The following is an 18290-nucleotide window of genomic DNA, read 5'->3' as shown; positions in this document are numbered from 1 at the left end:
TCGTTGAAACAACGACAGGATTATTTCCGCAGTTTTCTCTACTCTAGTCCTCTAGATTCCTTGGCGAAATCTCTCTGGTAGAAATAGGATAAAGCTCTGCGCACAAAGCGCGGCTGTAAGGTAGAAAAACAGCCACTCCTCCAGAGGAACTCCGAAAGGTTGGAACAAGAAAAACAGAAACGGCGAGCTTTCTTGATCTACTGCGCCGGAGAGAATCAATTCCGGATCGAAAAACCAGATCCCGAGGCTAACGGCAACGACGTCGGTAGCAATGAGGTAGGTGCCAATGATGAAAACGGGCCAAAGTATCGATCGTTTGTTCGCTTTCAGGATTTTCCAACCAACCAACCATTGGAGGAGGAGAACGGGTCCCATCCATCCAACTAAATGAACGAGGTAATACAAGTGGTTGGGTAGCCAATTGCTGTAAAGGTCGCCATCCAAAATACTCTGTTCTCTGAGGATCCGCCTTTTCGGCTCTTACGAAGGGGCGTAGACGTTTAGGAGAGCATCGGCCATATCGGAAGGGGTAGGCGCGACTTCTATTCCCGCGTCTTTCAGCGCATGAATTTTACTTTCAGCGGTTCCTTCACCTCCAGACACGATCGCTCCTGCGTGCCCCATTCTTCTTCCAGGAGGGGCGGTCGCACCTGCTATAAATGCGGCCACGGGCTTGTTCATATGCTGCTTTACGAACGTGGCCGCTTCTTCTTCGGCTGTTCCACCGATTTCTCCAATCATGATCACGGCGTCCGTCTCAGGATCTTCGTTGAAGAGGCGGAGAGCATCGGTGTGACTGGTACCATTAATCGGATCTCCACCAATTCCAATGCAGGTCGATTGTCCGACTCCCCGCTGGGTGAGCTGCCATACGGCCTCGTAAGTGAGGGTTCCTGATCGCGAAACGACTCCTACCCGGCCTGGCTTGTGAATGTATCCAGGCATGATTCCAATTTTGCATTCTCCTGGTGTAATGATTCCCGGGCAGTTGGGTCCGATCAGGCGGGTCTTGGTGTTATGGAAATAAAGTCGTCGGCGCACTTCGGCCATGTCCCGAACGGGTATGCCTTCGGTTATGCAGATGACTAATTCGATCTCTGCGTCGATCGCCTCAAGGATCGAATCTGCGGCAAAAGAAGGTGGAACAAAGATCACCGAACAGTTTGCTCTGGTTTCTTCAACGGCTTCTGAAAGCGTGTTAAAAACGGGGACTTTTTCTTCGAATTTCAACCCACCTTTTCCAGGCGTGACCCCGGCTACGATGTTAGTGCCATACTCAAGGCATTGTCCGGCATGAAAGGCGCCTGCCTTTCCTGTAATTCCCTGGACGACTACGCGGGTGTCTTTGTTTACGAGAATACTCATGACGATTCGATCTTCGGGACTTAAATTTCCGGGGAAAAACTCTCGTCGCCATTTGCGACAAGTTGGACAATCTTCTCAGCTGCGGCAGAGAGCGAGTCCGCTGCATGGAGTGCCATTCCGCTCTCAGAGAGCAACTTTTTGCCCTGTTCAACATTCGTTCCCTCAAGCCTTACAACGAGAGGGACCTTCAACTCGATGTTTTTGGCTGCGGCTATTATTCCGCGGGCAATTACGTCGCACTGCATGATGCCTCCAAAAATATTTACAAGTATTCCTTCCACATTTGGATCGCTGTTAATTATGCGGAAAGCGTTGGTCACCTGTTCTTCGGATGCTCCTCCGCCCACGTCGAGGAAGTTGGCAGGATCTCCACCAAAATATTTGATGATGTCCATCGTTGCCATGGCCAAACCTGCTCCGTTGACCATGCAGGCAATGTTACCGTCCAGCGCGATGTAGCTCAGGTTGAACTGGGATGCTTCAATTTCTTTAGGATCCTCTTCATTGAGATCCCGCAACTGCTGTATGTCCGGGTGCTGGAAGATCGCGTTTTCATCAAAAGATACCTTTGCATCCAAAGCTTCCAGACTCCCTCCTTTCGTCACAACGAGGGGGTTGATCTCGACCATCATCGCGTTCTTCTCCCAATAAAGGGAGTAGAGCTGCGCGAGTAAACGTGCCATTTCCTTCACAAGTGCTCCTTCGAAGCCGAGGGAAAAAGCGATTCTCCGGGCTTGGTGATGTCGCAATCCAAGAGTCGGCGGGACAAAAACTCGGATAATCTTTTCGGGTGATTTCTCGGCCACCTCTTCGATATCCATGCCACCCTCTGTGGACGCGATGATTACAGTCTGTGCGGTCTTTCTATCGAGAAGAATCGCGAGGTAGTACTCTTTCTCGATTTCTGAGGCTTCGGAAAAATAGACAGTCTGAACTTTCCTCCCTGATGGGCCGGTCTGTTTTGTAATCAAAGTGTTGCCCAGCATGTGCCCTGCAAATTCCCTGGCCTCGTCGTGACTTTTTGCAATTTTGACTCCTCCCTGGAAGCCGTCGGTAAAGTGACCTTTTCCTCTGCCTCCCGCATGAATCTGAGCTTTTACGACGATTTTTTCGCCGTTCGAGAAGTGGGCTATAGCTGCGTCGCATTCACGGGTGTTTTGTGCGGCGTATCCTCTGGGAACGGGGATTCGGTATTCTGAAAAGAGACGTTTTGCTTGATACTCGTGAATGTTCATTGGTGCCTGTAGAAAGTTAGAGAAGGGCTGCTTTCTGGAGTTCGGTCAACTCTCCGATTCCCTTCTTTGCGAGACCAATCAACTCTGCAAGCTGGGTCTCACTAAATGTGGCTTCTTCGCCAGTTCCCTGAAGTTCGACAAATTCACCGCCTCCCGTCATGACAACATTGAAGTCAACCGAAGCCGCTACGTCTTCTGCGTAGTTAAGATCCAGCACTGAAGTATCGTAAAACACGCCAACGCTCACAGCTGCAATCGAGTCCCGGAAGGGGTTTTCCGCCAGGACACCATCCCTGATCAAGCGTTGAACGGCCATTTGAGCCGCTACATAGGCACCGGAAATAGAGGCGGTCCGGGTGCCGCCGTCGGCTTGAAGAACGTCGCAATCGACCCATAAGGTATGACCGGGAATCTTTTTCAGATCCAGAACTGCCCGCAAAGATCTACCGATAAGGCGCTGGATCTCGATTCCTCTACCGTCCTGCTTCCCACGGGAGATATCTCGTTGCTTTCTCTCATGGGTGGAGTAGGGAAGCATCGAATACTCCGCGGAGGCCCAGCCGCCTTCTACTTTCTGAGTCTGCATCCATCTGGGAACCTTTTTCTCAAAGGTTGCCGAACAAATCACTCGGGTATTTCCAAAAGCAGTCAGAACCGAACCGGTGGCATTGGGCGCAATCCCCGGTTCAAAAGTGACGGTGCGGAGCTCGTTGTTCTGCCGGCCGTCCGGCCTAGGGAGATCAGTCATCCCTGCGCGTAGGTAAATACGGAACCGCTAGTGGTAAGCCAGAATGAGACGAGCCTGTTGCCCACCGGATTCCGTCTAGCTCTCGGCGATACCGACTGACCCTATTTAGCACTCTTAAGCTCGCGATGTAGCGTATGCCGCTTGAGGTAGCGGTTGTATTTCTTTTTCTCGACCCGCTCAGTCTGGAGCTTCTTGTTGCGGGTCGACATGTAGCGGGAAGGGCGCTGGTTTTCTGCGCGGGCTTCAGTGCATTCGAGAATGATGGTATCGCGTGGCATGGTGGAAGTGAGAAACCTTCGAGAAAAGGGTTCTTACCCTCGGGCTGCAATCAAAAATTACCGCCAACCGGATACCCTAGGAGAGAGATCATATCTCCGTTGGAGAAAAGCGTCACCTGGCCAGTGCTCTCAGAAACAGCAATCGCGAGGCTTCGAGTGCTTTTTGTGACCGCAGCGGCGGCGGCATGGCGCGCACCCAGTCCTCCAGGGAGGTCTGGCGAGTCGGAAGTGCGAAGGAGAGTGCCTGCCGCCTCGATTACACCGTTCCCCCGTATGATAAAGGCTCCATCGATCGAAGAAAACTCTTTGACAGTTTCGTCCATGAACGGATTCAGAACGTTCCGATCCTCTTCGCGGTATCCGTAGAATGGATTGAGAACGAGGGGCTTCGAGAACTCGAGGACCTTGTTGGTGTCGCCGAGAACAAAAAGGCAGCCCACTTTCTTTCCTTCTCGGCCCTCCAGACCTAACTCCATTGCGATAGCCAGAACCCGCTCCATCACTTCTGGTCGAAGTGAGGGAGGTAAGGTGTGGGACCGTTCAGAAAACAGGGTTCTGAACTCACGAGCCACATCGACGACAAGGATGGTGTCAAAACGGTTGCTTTGAGGTAGTCCGCCTACGCAACAAATGAGCTCATCAGGTTGGAAGATTCCCCTGGTCAGACCAATGAGAATGGCTGAACGCAGCTGAGACATCCGATGATTTGAAAACGATCGGATGGGAAGATAATCGCTAACGGCGTTGGTTTCCTCTACGGTTTCTGAACCTGCCTGAGTGACAAGAACCGTCCTTAGATTCTTGAAGCTCTGGGAGAGCTCGACACCTCCTGCAAAAGTATCGCCGAAAATCAACACAGATTTGCATCGGGCACTGGTAGCAATCTTTTCGGACTCCTTGAGAACAAGGCGATTGATTCGAGTAGGCTTGCTGCGTGGCTTTTGGGGATCTCCGCTGAGCGTGCGCTTGACCTCGGTCTTGAAGTCAAGGAGTGCTGCCTGCTCCATCAGGCGCTCAACTACGGTCTTGTCTTGGAAAATTCCTGCGATTGCTGCCAACGCATTGAGGTAGTTACGCGCGTTCTCGGAGGCGAGGAGAAGCAGCACGAGCTTCACGTCTTTATAGTCGTCAGACCCTTCGTGAGTAAGGCCCTGTGGGCACCGTCCCATCGCCATGATATAACGGCGCTTCATCGGGACTCTGACATGGGGAAGGGCTACTCCATTCCCGAGGTTTGTAGTGATCGTATGCTCCCGATCCAGAAGTTCCTTCAGGAGCTTCCTCTTTCCATAAGTTTCGAGTTCTCCGATTTCGCAAACGTCAAGTAGTTCGCTCAGTGCACCTGAGAGATCAGAGCTCTCGATCTCGATGATGCGGGAGGCAGTGATGAAGCGCTCGATTTGCATAACTCGATTCTACAGCTTCCGCTTCTCTCAGGAGACTACTTCTCCCACTCAATCGCGCCTTTCTTGAATTCGTAGATGAGACCAATGATGAAAATACCAAAGAAAACTGCCATCGGAGCGACAATTGGGATACCAGCCGCTAAGAATTCCCGGTAGGTAAGGACCCACGGGATGAGGAAGACTACCTCGACATCGAAAAGAATGAAGAGCATAGCGGTGACGTAGAATTTAACTGCAAATCGCGTCCGCGACTTTCCGGCCGGAGGAACACCGCACTCGTATGGGGTGTCCTTGATCTTATTCTTCCGCCCTTTTTGGCCGATTACCATGCTTGCAACGATGATCAGCCCGCCGATGAGGATCGCCAGGCAGATCTGAATCAGCACGGGAAGGAAGTCGGAAATTGCCATGGTAAAGTGAATACCTGCTTTTTACCTGGGAACAAGTGTAAACGGTCTCTTGGTAGTCTAGGGATTCTCTTCGCGGAGTTCATGATCTTTGGTTTGTGAGGTTCAGTCAGATTGCCACTGCCGATCGGGCGGTCCTTCAAAACCGACTACTCCAAAATGTTGCTTCATCTCGTGATTCAGAAATAGTAGTGATTATGAAAATCGCCGTGGGCCTCACTGCCCTACTACTCTTAGTGAACCATATTCGGGCCGATGAGGAGGTAGTAGCGCCGGATTTTAGTCCGGGAGAGGCTCTCCGTTTCGACCTACGCTGGAGCTTTTTTCATGTGGGTTACGCGACGCTTCAGGTGCACGATCTTGTTGAATACGAGGGTGAATCTGCTTGGCACTTTTCCTTCCACGTTCGGACCAATCGCTTTGCTGACAGATTCTTTAAAGTAAGAACCCGAATTGATACCTGGGTGTCGGAAGATCTCAGTCGCACCCTCTTTTATAAAGAGTCCAAAAGAGAGGGAAAGACAAGGCGTGAGATTGAGGTGACTTTCGATTGGGAGAATAGGGAGGCGACCTATTCCAACTACGGGGAGGCAAGGGAGCCGATTGCCCTGCCAGAAGGCCCTGTCCTCGACCCGGTTGGCGCAGTTTACCGCTTCAGGAGCCTTCCACTGGAAGAGGGAGGGGTCTATTCCTTTGGAGTAACGGATGGAAAGAAGGCGGTTGTGATTTCCCTCCCCATCAACGAAGAGGAAAGAATCAAAGTGGATGCAGGGCGTTTCAATACCTACAAGATCCGGCCGGAGACAGGAGAGATCGGTGGCGTCTTTGAAAAGAGTGCCGATTCCGAAGTCAATTTATGGTTTTCCACAGACCAGCCAGTCTACCCCATTCAGGTGCAGGGCGAAGTAACGGTCGGTAGTTTCTGGGCGAAGCTCAACAAAGTTGAGATTCTAGACCCTGAGGAATTGGACTAGAAAATCCGGAAGCTGGTGCAATTGATTTGTATGAAAAGTTTGGTTCGCTTTCTCAGCGAGCCGAGCCGTTTCCGTAGACCTTAGACAATTTACGCAGGGCTGTCCCTCAGTAGGGAAAAGTTATTGTCGGCAGACCTTTTGGTCGCTATCACCAATCGCTTTCATGCCAACTGAACTCAAAAAGACGGTCGAGGCGCTATTGTTTTCGACTTCAGAACCGCTTTCGATCGGGGAACTCCATCGCGTGCTCGCGGAAGCGCATGAGCAATCTCTGGCGGATGCATCAGGGTCTTCTGAGAGTGATTCGTTTGAGGAGGATTCGACACTTCCTCCACCTCCGGGAACAGCAAAACTAAGGAAAATTTTGCAAGACCTACGGGAGGACTGGCGGTTAAGGGAGACAGTATACGATCTGGCGGAGACTGCTGACGGTTTTCGCATGGTCGTTCGTCCGGCTTTTGGAGATGCGGTTCGTCTCTTAAGGAAAGAGGCTAGGCCCGCCCGCCTCAGCAGGGCTGCCATGGAGACATTGTCCATCATTGCGTATCGTCAGCCGATCACTCGCTCAGATATTGAGAGGATCCGTGGAGTCTCCGCAGATAGTGCTCTGTCTCGGTTGACTGACCATGACCTGGTCGAGGGAAAGGGAAGGGCGGATTTACCGGGAAGACCCACTGTATTTGGAACGACGGAAAAGTTTCTAGAGTTTTGTGGGATACCTTCCGTCGATAGTTTACCTTCTTCGGATGTTCTTTCGCCGGCTCGATTAGCTTCTTGGCTGACGGATGACGAGGAGAAGAGGATTCCAGACACGGGTGACATGGGCCTTCCGGGAGTGGAAGACGAACCGAGTGAACGAAATGGCAGTGTAGGAGGGTCATCTGATTCAGTCGCTGGAGGGAGCCAAGTATGAGTGACTCTCTCAAAGGACCACGGACACGGATCGACGAGATTGACTGTAAGTTGGTCAAACTGCTGGACGAGCGGGCTGATTTGGCTTCGGAGATTGGGAAGGCCAAGGCTGCCGACGGTCTCCCGGTGTTTGATCCTGCACGCGAAGACAATGTGCTCCAACGAGCTCTTGCGGAGAGTTGCGGATCGTTTCCTCATTCTGCTCTTCGGCGGGTGTTTCGGGAGATTATTTCTGCGTCTATCTCCATTCAGAAGAGATTGACGGTAGGATACCTCGGCCCTGAGTCGACGTTCACTCACCAAGCAGCGCGGGAGTGTTTTGGTTCGAGTGTCGAGTTTCGCGCATTCCGCACGATCCCTGAGATCTTCGAGGCAGTTGAAAAGGAATCGGTTGATTTTGGAGTGGTTCCAGTCGAAAACTCGATTCAGGGATCGGTCTTCGCGACTCTGGATTGTTTAGTTGATTCTGGCCTGCGGATTATCGGTGAAAAGCGTCTTCGGATTGAGCATTGTCTGATCTCGGCAGAACCACTTGAGACAATCACCAAGGTCTATTCGAAAGATCAGGCTTTGGGGCAATGTCGGCTATGGCTATCAAGGCATCTGTCCAAGGCGGACCTGATTGAGGCGCCAAGCACGGCTCAGGCTGTCGAGATTGCTTCTAAGGAGGCGGGTGCGGCCGCGATTGCCAGTTCTCTTTCCGCAGCGGAATACGGTTTGCCGGTCATCGAAAAGGGAATACAGGATGCATCCAACAATCGTACTCGGTTCCTCGTTTTGGGGAGGCCTGGGGCAGTTCGTGAAACGGAAGAAGGGCTCGTAAGAACTGCTTTGGTTTTGTCGCTACCGGACGAACCTGGAGCACTGCAAAAAGCTCTTAGCCCTTTCGCTATGAAGGGAATCAATCTAAGCCACATTGAATCGAGACCCAGCCGTAAGAAGCCTTGGGAGTACCTATTTTTTATTGAGTTTTCCGGTCATGAAAGGTCGTCGCCTGTTGCCGACGTCTTGGAGGAGTTGAATGACGTTTGCCCGTTTGTGAAGATACTTGGCAGCTTTCCTTTTGCAGACGCACTTGACTGATCGGTCTGTCAGTTTGACAGTGACCGATCGGTACTCCAACGGACCGAATACAAAGAATGGCTATTTTTCCAACTAAGAAGAGCACCCGAAGCCGTATCGCCAAACGCTGCGAGGAGGATTCAGTTACCAAGCTTCGGCTGAAATACGCGCCCTACTACTTTACTTTTGATAGACAGGAGGGCACGCAAGTCTGGAAGGATGGCAAGTCCTACTTGATGCTCTCGAGTAACGATTACCTTGGTTTGGGCTCTCACCCCAAAGTGATTGAGGCTGGAAAGAAAGCACTTGAAACCTGGGGAAGCAGCACGACGGGAGCCCGTCTAGCGAATGGCAGCCGGTCATACCACACTGAGTTGGAGGAAGAGCTGGCTGAATTCGTGGGTAAGGAGGCCTGTCACGTCCATGCGGCTGGATACCTCTCTTGTATGTCTGCGGTGGCTACGTTTGCGGAGCGAGGCGATTTGATCGTCGTCGATAAAAACGTCCATTCGTCCCTTTGGTCCGGCATCAATCTAAGCGGAGCTTCGGCCGAACGCTTTATTCACAACAATCCGTCTGATTTGACGGATGTTTTAGACCACGAAGATCCGGATCGGGCGAAACTTTTGCTTTTTGAGGGTGTTTACTCGATGGAGGGCCATGTGGCCCGGCTCCCGGAGCTGGTTGAAGTTGCTCAAGAGCGCGACCTGTTCACTGTGATGGATGATGCTCACGGCTTTGGTGTGATGGGTCCTGGTGGACGTGGAACAGCAGCGCACTTTGATCGGGTGGACGAAATCGATATCATCTCAGGCAGTTTTTCGAAGGCACTGTCCAGCACGGGTGGATTTGTGACGGGGTCGCAAGCAAACATAGACTACCTGCGCACACACTCGAAACAGACAATCTTTAGTGCAGCAATATCGCCAGCACAGGCCGCCTGCGCTCTTGCATCGTTGAGAGTTCTCAAAGAGGAGCCCGAGCACTTGGAACGACTCTGGAGGAATACACACCGCTACAAGGCAATGCTGGATAACCTTGGCTTGGATACCTGGGGAAGTGAAACCCCGGCAATGCCGATCGTTCTTGGGACGAAAGAGCGTGTTTATGCGTTTTGGAAGGATCTGCTCTCGCAAGGTGTTTTTACGGTGATGTCGATCGCGCCTGGAGTGCCACCCGGGAAGGATTTGGTTCGAACCGCGGTTTCAGCGCGCCACTCAGACGAGGATTTGGACAAAATTGGTGAGGCAATTGCTTTTGCAGCCCGTAATCTTTGACACATCGGCTTCGGGAATGGGTTGATTTGAGACTAATGGTCCGTCAACCTCCGAAACCAATGCGTCAGCGTCTCTCGCCACTTCTCTTACTATTTGTTCTGTTTGCTGTTTCAGGGTTGGGGTCCAGTCTTCTTGGACAAGAGCCAGAATCCCCTCTGACCGTTCGCGAAGTTAGGGTTCGTTACGATGGGTTTCCCTCTGTGAGTGAGGCTTTGATTCGAGGAAATATTCAGGTTCAGAGAAATACTCTCTTTGAACAGGTGGTTGTTGATCGTTCGATTCGCTCTCTCTACCAGACAGGTTTTTTTGAATTTATTGCTGCCGACGTTGATGAGGTAGGGAACGACGAGGTGGTCGTTACCTTTCGGGTAAAGCCGAAGTATCGGATCGAAAGCATCACTTTTCGCGGCAACGAAAAGATCAAAACCTCCCGGTTGATGGATGAGATCGCTACTGAGTCCGGAGACTTTTTCGACGAGTTTACCGCGAAATCTGATGAAGACGCTATTTTCGCTCTCTACCTGAAGAAAGGCTTTTCCAATGTGGATGTGGATTATGAGATCCTTCGGGATGATAGCACAGGCCGTCTGGATGTGATTTTTAGCATTATCGAAGGTCAAAAGATCCGCGTAAACGATATTGATTTTGAGGGCATAGGCGATCTGTCGGCTTCAAGCTTGCGTCGGGTGATGCAGCTCAAGGAATGGAATTTCTTCACATCTTGGCTGACCGGGACGGGACGCTTCGACCCCGATCTTTTGGTGGATGATCGTCAAAGCCTTCTGGCCTACATCCGCGATCAGGGATACCTCGACGTGGAGATTCCGGAGTCGGCAATTCGTATTTCCTATCCGGAGGAGAACAAGGTAGACATTTTTATCAGTGTTGATCTGGGAAAACAGTATTCGGTTGGAACAGTATCGGTGACTGGGAATACTCTTTTTAGCGATGAGGAGATTCTCGATCAAACAGAGTTGAAGCAGGGTGATGTCTTTTCGCCGTCTAAAGTGGCGGAAGCTCGCGAGGAGATTAGGCTGTTTTACGGTGCGGACGGTTACCTAGAGACTTTTGTTCGGGCACTTCGATCGCCCAACCTCGAGACGGGAGCGATCGATTTGAACTATCAGGTCTCCGAAAGCGGAAAGTTCGACGTCGAGTCCATCAACATCCAGGGGAATACAAAAACAAAGAGCATTGTCATCATACGCGAATTGGCGTTGGCCCCTGGAGATACGTTTGACCTCAAGCGCATGCGAAACAGCCAGCTCCGCCTGGAGAATACGCGATATTTCGAATCGGTTTCGTTGCGGCCCGAATCGACCAACATCCCCGGGAGAAAAGATCTCAGCATAGTGGTTCAAGAGGGTCGTACCGGGAACCTTACCTTCGGTGCTGGATTCAGTTCTCTGGAACGTGCGGTCTTTTTTGCAGAAATAAGCCAAGGCAATTTTGATATCTTCAATTGGCGTTCCTACTTCCAAGGGGACGGACAAAAGTTCCGTCTTCGGTTTCAAATCGGTTCCCGGAGCAATGAGATCGTCCTTTCATTTGAGGAGCCTTGGTTATTTGAACAGCGGTTGGCACTCGGCTTTGAAATCTTTCGGAGGGAAACTGACTTCAATAGTGCGGTGTTTAATGAGTTGCGCACCGGCTTTGAGGTTTATCTGCGAAAGAGGCTCTTTGAGTTAGTGGAGGGCAGACTAAGCTATAGTTTGGAGCAGGTTAATATTTTTGACGTCTCTGAAGATGCCTCAAGCCAGATTCAGGAGGAAGAGGGTAATACTCTCGTATCCAAGGTAGGAGGCACCCTCACTCGGGATACCCGCGATCGACTCTTGATCACCCGCACGGGTAATCGTCTCGAGTTCAATACACAGGTCGCTGGAGGACCGTTTGGAGGGGATGTTGACTACTGGAAGAACCAGATTCGAGCCTCTCAATTCATCCCTACATTTGAGTACTTGAACCAGGGGATGGCATTCTTCGGCAGAATTGGAACAATCGTCCCTTACAGCGATAGCGACGTTCCCTTCTTCGACCGATTCTTCCTCGGTGGTCCGAATACTCTAAGGGGCTTTGGCTTTCGAGATGTGGGACCGAAAGATGAAAACAATGAACCGATCGGAGGTAACTCATTTGCGTATTTCTCAGCGGAATACATGTTCCAGCTCGCCCAGCCGCTAGAGTTCGTACTTTTCTACGACTGGGGATTCGTCAATCCCGATGATTGGGACTTTGGAGCTTCAGCCTATAACGACGACTGGGGCTTCGGGTTTCGCGTTTTCATTCTCGGTGCTCCCCTGAGGCTGGATTTTGGCTTTCCGATTACGTCAGATGATACTAACGATGACGGCATGCAATTTAACTTTTCCTTCGGAACGCGCTTCTAATTCGCCAAACTATTCTCTACCGTCTTGTCTTTACCACCAGTCTCAAACCCACAACATCCAATGATCAATAAAACCATTCTTATTTTCGCTGGTCTCTTGGCCGGATTGCTTTCGACAGGGGCGCAGGAGGCGCCAAAGGTCGCTATCGTCGATCTCGACCTCGTTCTTCAACAATACGAGACCTTCAACGAGGCCCGAGCCGAACTAACTGCCCAACAACAGAGAGCGGACGCGGAGCTTCGCCCAATGGTTGACTCCATCAACGCCCTCCGAGAGGAAATCCAAGCGGTCACCGACCGTATCAATAACCCAACCAGTAGCGAGGAATCCCAGATGGAAGCGCGCAACGAGCTTCGGGAGTTACAGGTAAGTCTTGAGCAGGAAGCAATCGAGTTCCAGAGGCTCCAGCAGGAGGCGAGGAGGACTATTGCCCAGCGCGAGCAGAACATGCTTTCGATGGTATTGGACGATGTGCGTGGTGCAGCGGCAACGGTCGCAGAAGCGGGAGGGTTTGATCTCGTCTTGAGTAACCAAAACCAAATCGTGCTTTATTTCAGTGATGCGATGGAGATTTCTGATGAGGTCCTCGCTGAACTTAAGGAAGAATCTGAGGAGTAACGGTTGGCGTCTTGCTGACTGTAGGAACGTATCTTTTGATGGGTGATTCGGACGTTTTTCGCCCAGATTTATTTCTCTTTCGGTCGTTGCTGAACGACGTTGGATGAAGTTCTCTCTTCCATTTACCGATTTCCTATCGACCCTCGGCGACCGAAGCATTGAAGGAAGTTGGGATGGAGAAATTACTGGAATCTCCACTCTGAGTGGGGCTAGGAAGGGCGATTTATCTTTTCTAGGCAACTCAAAGTATACTCACGAGGTAGCTCAAAGCACAGCCTCGGTTCTTCTATTGCCTTTGGACTACGAGGGGCATCCTGGAGCTGACCAAGTTTATGTGAGGGTGGAGAACCCGTCTTTCGCCCTGGGTCGACTCTGTGCGCTTCTTGAGCGTCGCTATTGGCCCCGGTCGCCAGCGGGTATTCACCCGACAGCTGTAATTGATCGAGACGCTGTTGTGCATGAGTCCGCTTCGGTCGGTCCTTACTGTCTGGTTTCGGCTGGAACGAAAATTGGGCCCGACGCTTTATTGGCCTCTCACGTAAGTCTAGGGGCAAATGTGGTTATCGGAGCAGAGAGTCGGATCCTCACTCACGTGACCGTGGGCGATTTTTGCGAAATAGGAGAACGGGTTATCTTAAACCCCGGTGTAGTGATCGGCGCGGATGGTTTTGGTTACGAAACGGTTGATGGAGTTCACCAGAAGATCCCTCAGATAGGCCGTGTCATTTTGGAAAGGGATGTCGAGGTGGGAGCCAATACGACAATTGACCGTGCCCGTTTCAGCGAGACTAGGGTGGGAGAGGGCACAAAAATCGATAATTTGGTTCAGATCGGGCACAACGTGCAGATTGGAAAATATTGCCTGATCGTCGCTCAAGTGGGTATTAGCGGAAGCACAACGGTGGAGGACTACGTAGTGATCGGAGGACAAAGTGGGGTAGTGGGACACGTGCTTCTAGGAAAAGGTTCGCAAATTGGAGCGCAGAGCGGCGTCTCGAAATCGCTGCCGCCCGGTAGCGCAGTGCGTGGATCACCCGCTTTCGATCTGAACCTCTATCACAGAATAACCGCTCTCCAGCGAAGGCTTCCCGAGATTTTTACGAGGTTCAAGAATTTCGAGAAACGATTTGAAGAGGAATAAGCGTATGAAAGAATCGCAATTGAAAGTGTTCTCCGGTAGCTCAAATCCGGAGTTGGTCAAAAAGATCTGCGATTGTATTGGAATAGCTGCGGGCGAAGTCACGGTGACGAGTTTTCCTGATGGAGAGACTTTCGTAAAGTTCACCGAAAACATCAGGGGTGATGATATATTCATCGTCCAAAGCACTTCTGTACCTGCGAACCATCATATTATGGAGCTCCTCATCATGATTGATGCGGCAAGAAGGGCTTCTGCACGGCGTATTACAGCTGTCATTCCTTTTTACGGTTATGCCCGGCAGGACCGAAAAGATCAGCCACGAGTGCCGATCACTTCCAAGCTGGTGGCGAACCTTCTCGTTGCTGCAGGAGCTAACAGGATTCTCACTATGGATCTACATGCCCAGCAGATCCAGGGGTTCTTCGACATACCCGTGGATCACCTCTACGCATCCCCTGTGGTCTATGACTATTTGAGAACTCTGAAAACGGAAAGTCTTACCGTTTTCTCGCCGGATGTTGGAGGAATGAAGATGGCGGCTGCCTATGCAGATTTGCTGGGTTGCCCACTTGGTTTCTGTGCCAAGCGTAGGATGAATGCACAAACTGTCGAAGCCTTCAACATCGTTGGCGAGGTCAAGGGATGTGATATTCTAATCGTTGACGATATGACAGAGACTGCAGGAACGCTCACGGCTGCAGCAAAATTGCTGAAAGAGAATGGGGCGAAAAGCGTGATGGCTGCAGTTAGTCATGGAACGATCAACGAAATTGGATTCGAGCGTCTGGCTCAGGGATACATCGATCGACTGATTACAACTGACACGGTGAAACTCGACGTTGGTGACCTGCCGATCAAAATCCTTACGGTGTCCTCACTCTTGGCGGAGGCGATCAAGCGGATTCACGGCAATTCCAGCGTGACCTCGCTTTTCCGGGTGAAGGGGTATTAGCGGTTTTCAGGTTTTGCACTCACCAGGTGTACTCGACCGTGTAAGTAACCTTGCCCGTTTCTTCGGCGGGGATGATAAGGGAAAATCCGATTGACCTCGCGTCGACCTTTTCAAAGTCCACACTCGACTCAACTATCTCCCAATTCACCCACCGATAGAGATTTTCGACTACTTTGACGGTAACCTCTTCTTCGCTCCGGTTTCGCACCTCAATTTCAAATGACTCGCGGATCAGGTCTTGCCGAGTGTGTCGAAAAAAGTCAGTCACTCTTCGCTCTCCCACAATGTCGAAGGCGTTCCCTAGATAGAGACGGACGAGTTCATTTTTCGGAGTGTGATCGATGGTGTTTTCGCCAATAAACTCGATCTGTCCATCGATGTCTGTGCGATAAAAACGAACCGTTCCCGCGGGGAGAGGCACTCCGAGATTGTTGTTCTCTGAATTTTTGAACTCACGGTAAATGGCGACGTCCGGTTGGCTATTTCTACCATAATTCGGGTCTTCAATTGCGCTGCTTACTCGGTAGTTACTGGTCAGCGAGCCGTCGTAGACGTAGGTCTTCTTCGTCTCGATTGGGTCCGCCCGAACAAACTCGAGTTGTTTGGTCTCCTGATCGCGGAGGTCCGTTTGTTCTGGGAGGGAATACAAATGAAATTCGTCAAACTTTCTTTCTTCCACGGATGGGGGCGCTGCCTCGGAAAGGGTCTTGGCTACAAAGAAGTCTGCGCTCGCTTGCGGCACCTCAATCACCTTGTTTACATCACCCGCAATGAGTTTGATCTGGCTGTTGGAAAAGCTTTTCCCGCTTCGATTGGTCAGAGAGACCCAGCCCGTGAGGGAGACTGCATCTCCCTTCTCAGGAAGAATCAAATTGTAATCGGACTTCCATGAAAGGCCGTTGGTTAGGTAACTCAGTTCTGCGTCAATGTCGGCGGAAGTGGGAGAGTAGATCTTCCACGAGAGGGTAGGTCTGAGTATGGAACCATCCCCGAGATCCGGAAATAAGGGCTGTCCGGGAAGAGAAAGCCGGATCAAGCCATCCACGAGGAGAATGGGCTCAAGAAAACCTGATGATGAGCGGGTTGGAGCACGGATAATTTTTCCTTCGATGATCTGTTCCCCTGATTCCGTTTCATTTTGAAACGAGATCGTCTCGCCTTCAAAGAACTGAAGGAGCCGTTCCTGATTGACTGGGTCTCCCCGGTAGCTCTGTTCGAGTATCCGGAGGTCGACAGTTCCCGACTTGTCGCGGAGCACTACAGACTCAGGCTCTAGTTGGCTTGTCACACCACTATAGGAAATCTCCTGAGAACCTTCACTCAGCTGAAGTGGGACGGAGTCACGCACTACGGCAAAGTTCTCATTGTAGATGGTAAGCCCTGTTTGAGCACTCGAAGATAAGAGTGGACTCAGAGCAAGGGCTAGGATGCGGAAGGGTCTATTGCACATGGAGTTGAGGCTTGGGTTGGTTGTTTCTGTGGGGGATCGGGGATTGGCTAGACGTCCCAGAAATAGGAAACCAGAAAAATGGTTCCTACCGCATACATGAGATTCAAAGGAAGGCCGATCCGAACAAAATCGGTAAATCGATAAGCACCAACTCCATATACGAGCGTATTGGTTTGGTAGCCAATAGGAGTAGCGAAACTGGCAGACGATCCAATGCAGCAGGCAATCGCAAAAGGCCTTGGATCCGCTCCCATACTCAGGGCAAGAGTGATGGCTAACGGAACCATAAGAACTACGGTAGCGTTGTTTGAAAGAAACTCTGTGAAAACGCTGCTCGCCAAATAGATCACTGCCAAAAGAACAAAGGGCTGCCACTCGTGTGGAATCCACGCTTCCACAGCGGCGTTTGCAGACTCAGCGAATAGCATCGACGCACCCGTAGTCTGGAGTGCCAAGCCCAATCCTAGCATTCCGTAAATCAAAACGAGGATCTTCCATTCGACTGCTTCATAGCCTTCTTGCGGCTTCAGGCAGCCTGTCAGAAAGAGGACGCTGACTCCAACCAGAGTCGAAACTGCGATTGGAACGACATTGAAGGTTGCGAGTAAGACGACCCCTACAAGAACCCCGATGGCAGTGGGCGCCATCTTTTTCCGGGTGTCTGCAGGTACTGCGGGTTGGTCAAGGAGAACGAGATCACCACTATTCCGGATCAGATCTAGTGCCTCGTCCGGGCCGAGAAGTAAAAGCGTATCACCTGGGGCAAGGATAGTTCGCTGGAAGTCAGCATTGAGGTTTCTGCCTTCACGGTGAACGGCTAGAATTAGCGTGCGAAACCGCTGACGAAAATTTGTGGCTGCGATAGTTCTGCCTACAAAAGGGGAGTTTGGAGCAACCATTGCCTCGACGATCGAAGCTTGTCTGGCTGAAATAGGCTCAAGATCGGCATCTTTTTCTGCGGTCAAGATGAAGCCCTCGAATTCCCGTGCCTCAGCAAGACCAGATGGTCTACAGGCAAGCACCACACGATCCCCACCGCGAAGCTCAATTTCCTTGAGGTCGCCAGAGATCGGCGTTCCGGACCGAACGAGTTCGACCAGTCGAATACCGTCTTGTTTGAGGATCTTAATCTCTTTGACCATCTTGCCTGCGAGGGGAGAGTCTGGGCGGACAAACGCCTCAGCTAGGTACTCCTTGCGTGCTTCTGCGGGAATTAATTCTCCGAGACTTTCCCGCTTGGGCAGGATGAATTTTCCGAAAATCGTCAGGTAGATTGTTCCAAGAATAGCGAGAGGGAAGGCTACTTTGGAAAATTCAAACATACTGAATCCTTCGTAGCCGGATGAAGAGAGCAGAGAGGAGCCAAGAATGTTTGTGCTGGTCCCCATAAGAGTGCAGGTTCCCCCAAAAATCGATGCGTAACTGAGAGGAATAAGAACCTTAGAAGCGGGAACCCCGAGATTGGCGCTTAGACTGATCACGACTGGAATCAGAATTACAACGACGGGAGTGTTGTTTACAAAGGCTGAGATTACAGCGACGGGCAAAATCAATAGCAAAAGGAAGGACCGATATCCGTACCGTGTCGTCTTTTGCAGCAAAACGGTCAGGGAAGAGATTACTCCGCAGCGCTCGAGTCCTGCGCTGATAATAAACATTGCCGCAATCGTGAGAGGCGCCGGATTCGCAAAAACGCCCATCAATTCCTTGATGCTCGGTAACCGAGAGTCTGGGAAAAGAGCAGCTCCGAGCGCCAAAACAACGAATACAACGATCGCAGTAACGTCCGCAGAAACCTTCTCCTTAGTAAAACTCGCAACTGCGCAAGCCAGAAGTAAGAGAACAAAAACAATCTCCCAAGTCATGAATCACCGAGAGTGGAGTGTAAAAGATTGACTGGCAACATCCCAAAATATTCTTGATGAGAACATAAATTAACCAGGTTTATTTTATTTGACAGGCTTGATAGTTTGGCGTTGAGTCATCGTCATGAAACGAAGGCGTAGGCGTTTGGTGGAGGGAGGGTTGGGCTACTACCATGTGATGAGCCGGACGGTGAATGGGGAGGGTTTGTT

Annotated in this window: 17 protein-coding genes; 8 read left to right on the top strand and 9 right to left on the bottom strand. The window is 51.1% G+C overall.

Translation table 11 applies throughout. The features are described from left to right. Window positions 1–51 precede the first annotated feature (51 nt). The 7 genes from AAGJ81_12465 to AAGJ81_12435 all read right to left on the bottom strand — a co-directional run bounded on the left by AAGJ81_12465 (window position 52) and on the right by AAGJ81_12435 (window position 5442). Window positions 52–444 (bottom strand): hypothetical protein, encoded by a 393-nt coding sequence (locus tag AAGJ81_12465; protein ID MEM0966957.1) that lies wholly within the window; start codon window positions 442–444, stop codon window positions 52–54. 36 nt (window positions 445–480) lie between these two features. Beyond that, complete coding sequence (sucD, locus tag AAGJ81_12460) at window positions 481–1365, bottom strand: succinate--CoA ligase subunit alpha (protein MEM0966956.1); 885 nt, start codon at window positions 1363–1365, stop codon at window positions 481–483. Between the two features lie 20 nt (window positions 1366–1385). Further along, window positions 1386–2600 carry an ADP-forming succinate--CoA ligase subunit beta gene (sucC, locus tag AAGJ81_12455; GenBank protein ID MEM0966955.1) on the bottom strand — a complete coding sequence of 405 codons (1215 nt, stop codon included), beginning with the start codon at window positions 2598–2600 and terminating at the stop codon, window positions 1386–1388. A gap of 16 nt (window positions 2601–2616) precedes the next feature. After that, entirely contained in the window at window positions 2617–3348 is a 732-nt protein-coding gene (rph, locus tag AAGJ81_12450) for a ribonuclease PH (GenBank protein MEM0966954.1), read from the bottom strand. A gap of 101 nt (window positions 3349–3449) precedes the next feature. Beyond that, entirely contained in the window at window positions 3450–3626 is a 177-nt protein-coding gene (gene rpmG / locus AAGJ81_12445) for a 50S ribosomal protein L33 (GenBank protein MEM0966953.1), read from the bottom strand. A gap of 50 nt (window positions 3627–3676) precedes the next feature. Beyond that, complete coding sequence (locus AAGJ81_12440; protein MEM0966952.1) at window positions 3677–5032, bottom strand: diadenylate cyclase; 1356 nt, start codon at window positions 5030–5032, stop codon at window positions 3677–3679. Between the two features lie 35 nt (window positions 5033–5067). Further along, window positions 5068–5442 (bottom strand): NADH-quinone oxidoreductase subunit A, encoded by a 375-nt coding sequence (locus AAGJ81_12435; protein ID MEM0966951.1) that lies wholly within the window; start codon window positions 5440–5442, stop codon window positions 5068–5070. Window positions 5443–5636: 194 nt separating this feature from the next. On the opposite strand from AAGJ81_12435, the gene AAGJ81_12430 reads away from it, so the two are divergent. The 8 genes from AAGJ81_12430 (at window position 5637) to AAGJ81_12395 (ending at window position 14765) form a co-directional block, all read left to right on the top strand. After that, entirely contained in the window at window positions 5637–6413 is a 777-nt protein-coding gene (locus AAGJ81_12430; protein ID MEM0966950.1) for a DUF3108 domain-containing protein, read from the top strand. 163 nt (window positions 6414–6576) lie between these two features. Then, window positions 6577–7326, top strand: coding sequence for an SMC-Scp complex subunit ScpB (scpB, locus tag AAGJ81_12425; GenBank protein MEM0966949.1), 750 nt, complete (start codon window positions 6577–6579; stop codon window positions 7324–7326). After that, a complete protein-coding gene (gene pheA / locus AAGJ81_12420) occupies window positions 7323–8408 on the top strand; it encodes a prephenate dehydratase (GenBank protein ID MEM0966948.1) in 1086 nt (361 codons plus the stop codon). Before scpB ends, pheA begins: the two co-directional genes overlap by 4 nt. A 56-nt stretch (window positions 8409–8464) precedes the next feature. After that, a complete protein-coding gene (locus AAGJ81_12415) occupies window positions 8465–9664 on the top strand; it encodes a pyridoxal phosphate-dependent aminotransferase family protein (GenBank protein MEM0966947.1) in 1200 nt (399 codons plus the stop codon). 59 nt (window positions 9665–9723) lie between these two features. After that, a complete protein-coding gene (bamA, locus tag AAGJ81_12410) occupies window positions 9724–12054 on the top strand; it encodes an outer membrane protein assembly factor BamA (protein MEM0966946.1) in 2331 nt (776 codons plus the stop codon). Between the two features lie 60 nt (window positions 12055–12114). After that, on the top strand, window positions 12115–12672 hold the full coding sequence (locus tag AAGJ81_12405; GenBank protein MEM0966945.1) for an OmpH family outer membrane protein: 558 nt from the start codon (window positions 12115–12117) through the stop codon (window positions 12670–12672). A 103-nt stretch (window positions 12673–12775) separates the two neighbouring features. Next, a complete protein-coding gene (gene lpxD / locus AAGJ81_12400) occupies window positions 12776–13813 on the top strand; it encodes a UDP-3-O-(3-hydroxymyristoyl)glucosamine N-acyltransferase (protein MEM0966944.1) in 1038 nt (345 codons plus the stop codon). A gap of 4 nt (window positions 13814–13817) precedes the next feature. After that, entirely contained in the window at window positions 13818–14765 is a 948-nt protein-coding gene (locus AAGJ81_12395) for a ribose-phosphate pyrophosphokinase (protein MEM0966943.1), read from the top strand. Between the two features lie 19 nt (window positions 14766–14784). Here AAGJ81_12395 and AAGJ81_12390 read toward each other — a convergent pair whose 3' ends face one another. Together AAGJ81_12390 and AAGJ81_12385 are read right to left on the bottom strand one after the other, a co-directional pair. Continuing rightward, entirely contained in the window at window positions 14785–16215 is a 1431-nt protein-coding gene (locus AAGJ81_12390; GenBank protein ID MEM0966942.1) for a hypothetical protein, read from the bottom strand. Between the two features lie 47 nt (window positions 16216–16262). Further along, window positions 16263–18080 (bottom strand): SLC13 family permease, encoded by a 1818-nt coding sequence (locus AAGJ81_12385; GenBank protein ID MEM0966941.1) that lies wholly within the window; start codon window positions 18078–18080, stop codon window positions 16263–16265. Window positions 18081–18290: the final 210 nt, after the last annotated feature.

The sequence above is a fragment of the Verrucomicrobiota bacterium genome, from assembly GCA_038744685.1.
In the GTDB taxonomy this organism is placed as follows: domain Bacteria; phylum Verrucomicrobiota; class Verrucomicrobiia; order Opitutales; family Puniceicoccaceae; genus Puniceicoccus.
Note: the sequence above shows the minus strand (reverse complement) of the source record. Positions and strands in the feature narration are given on the sequence as shown.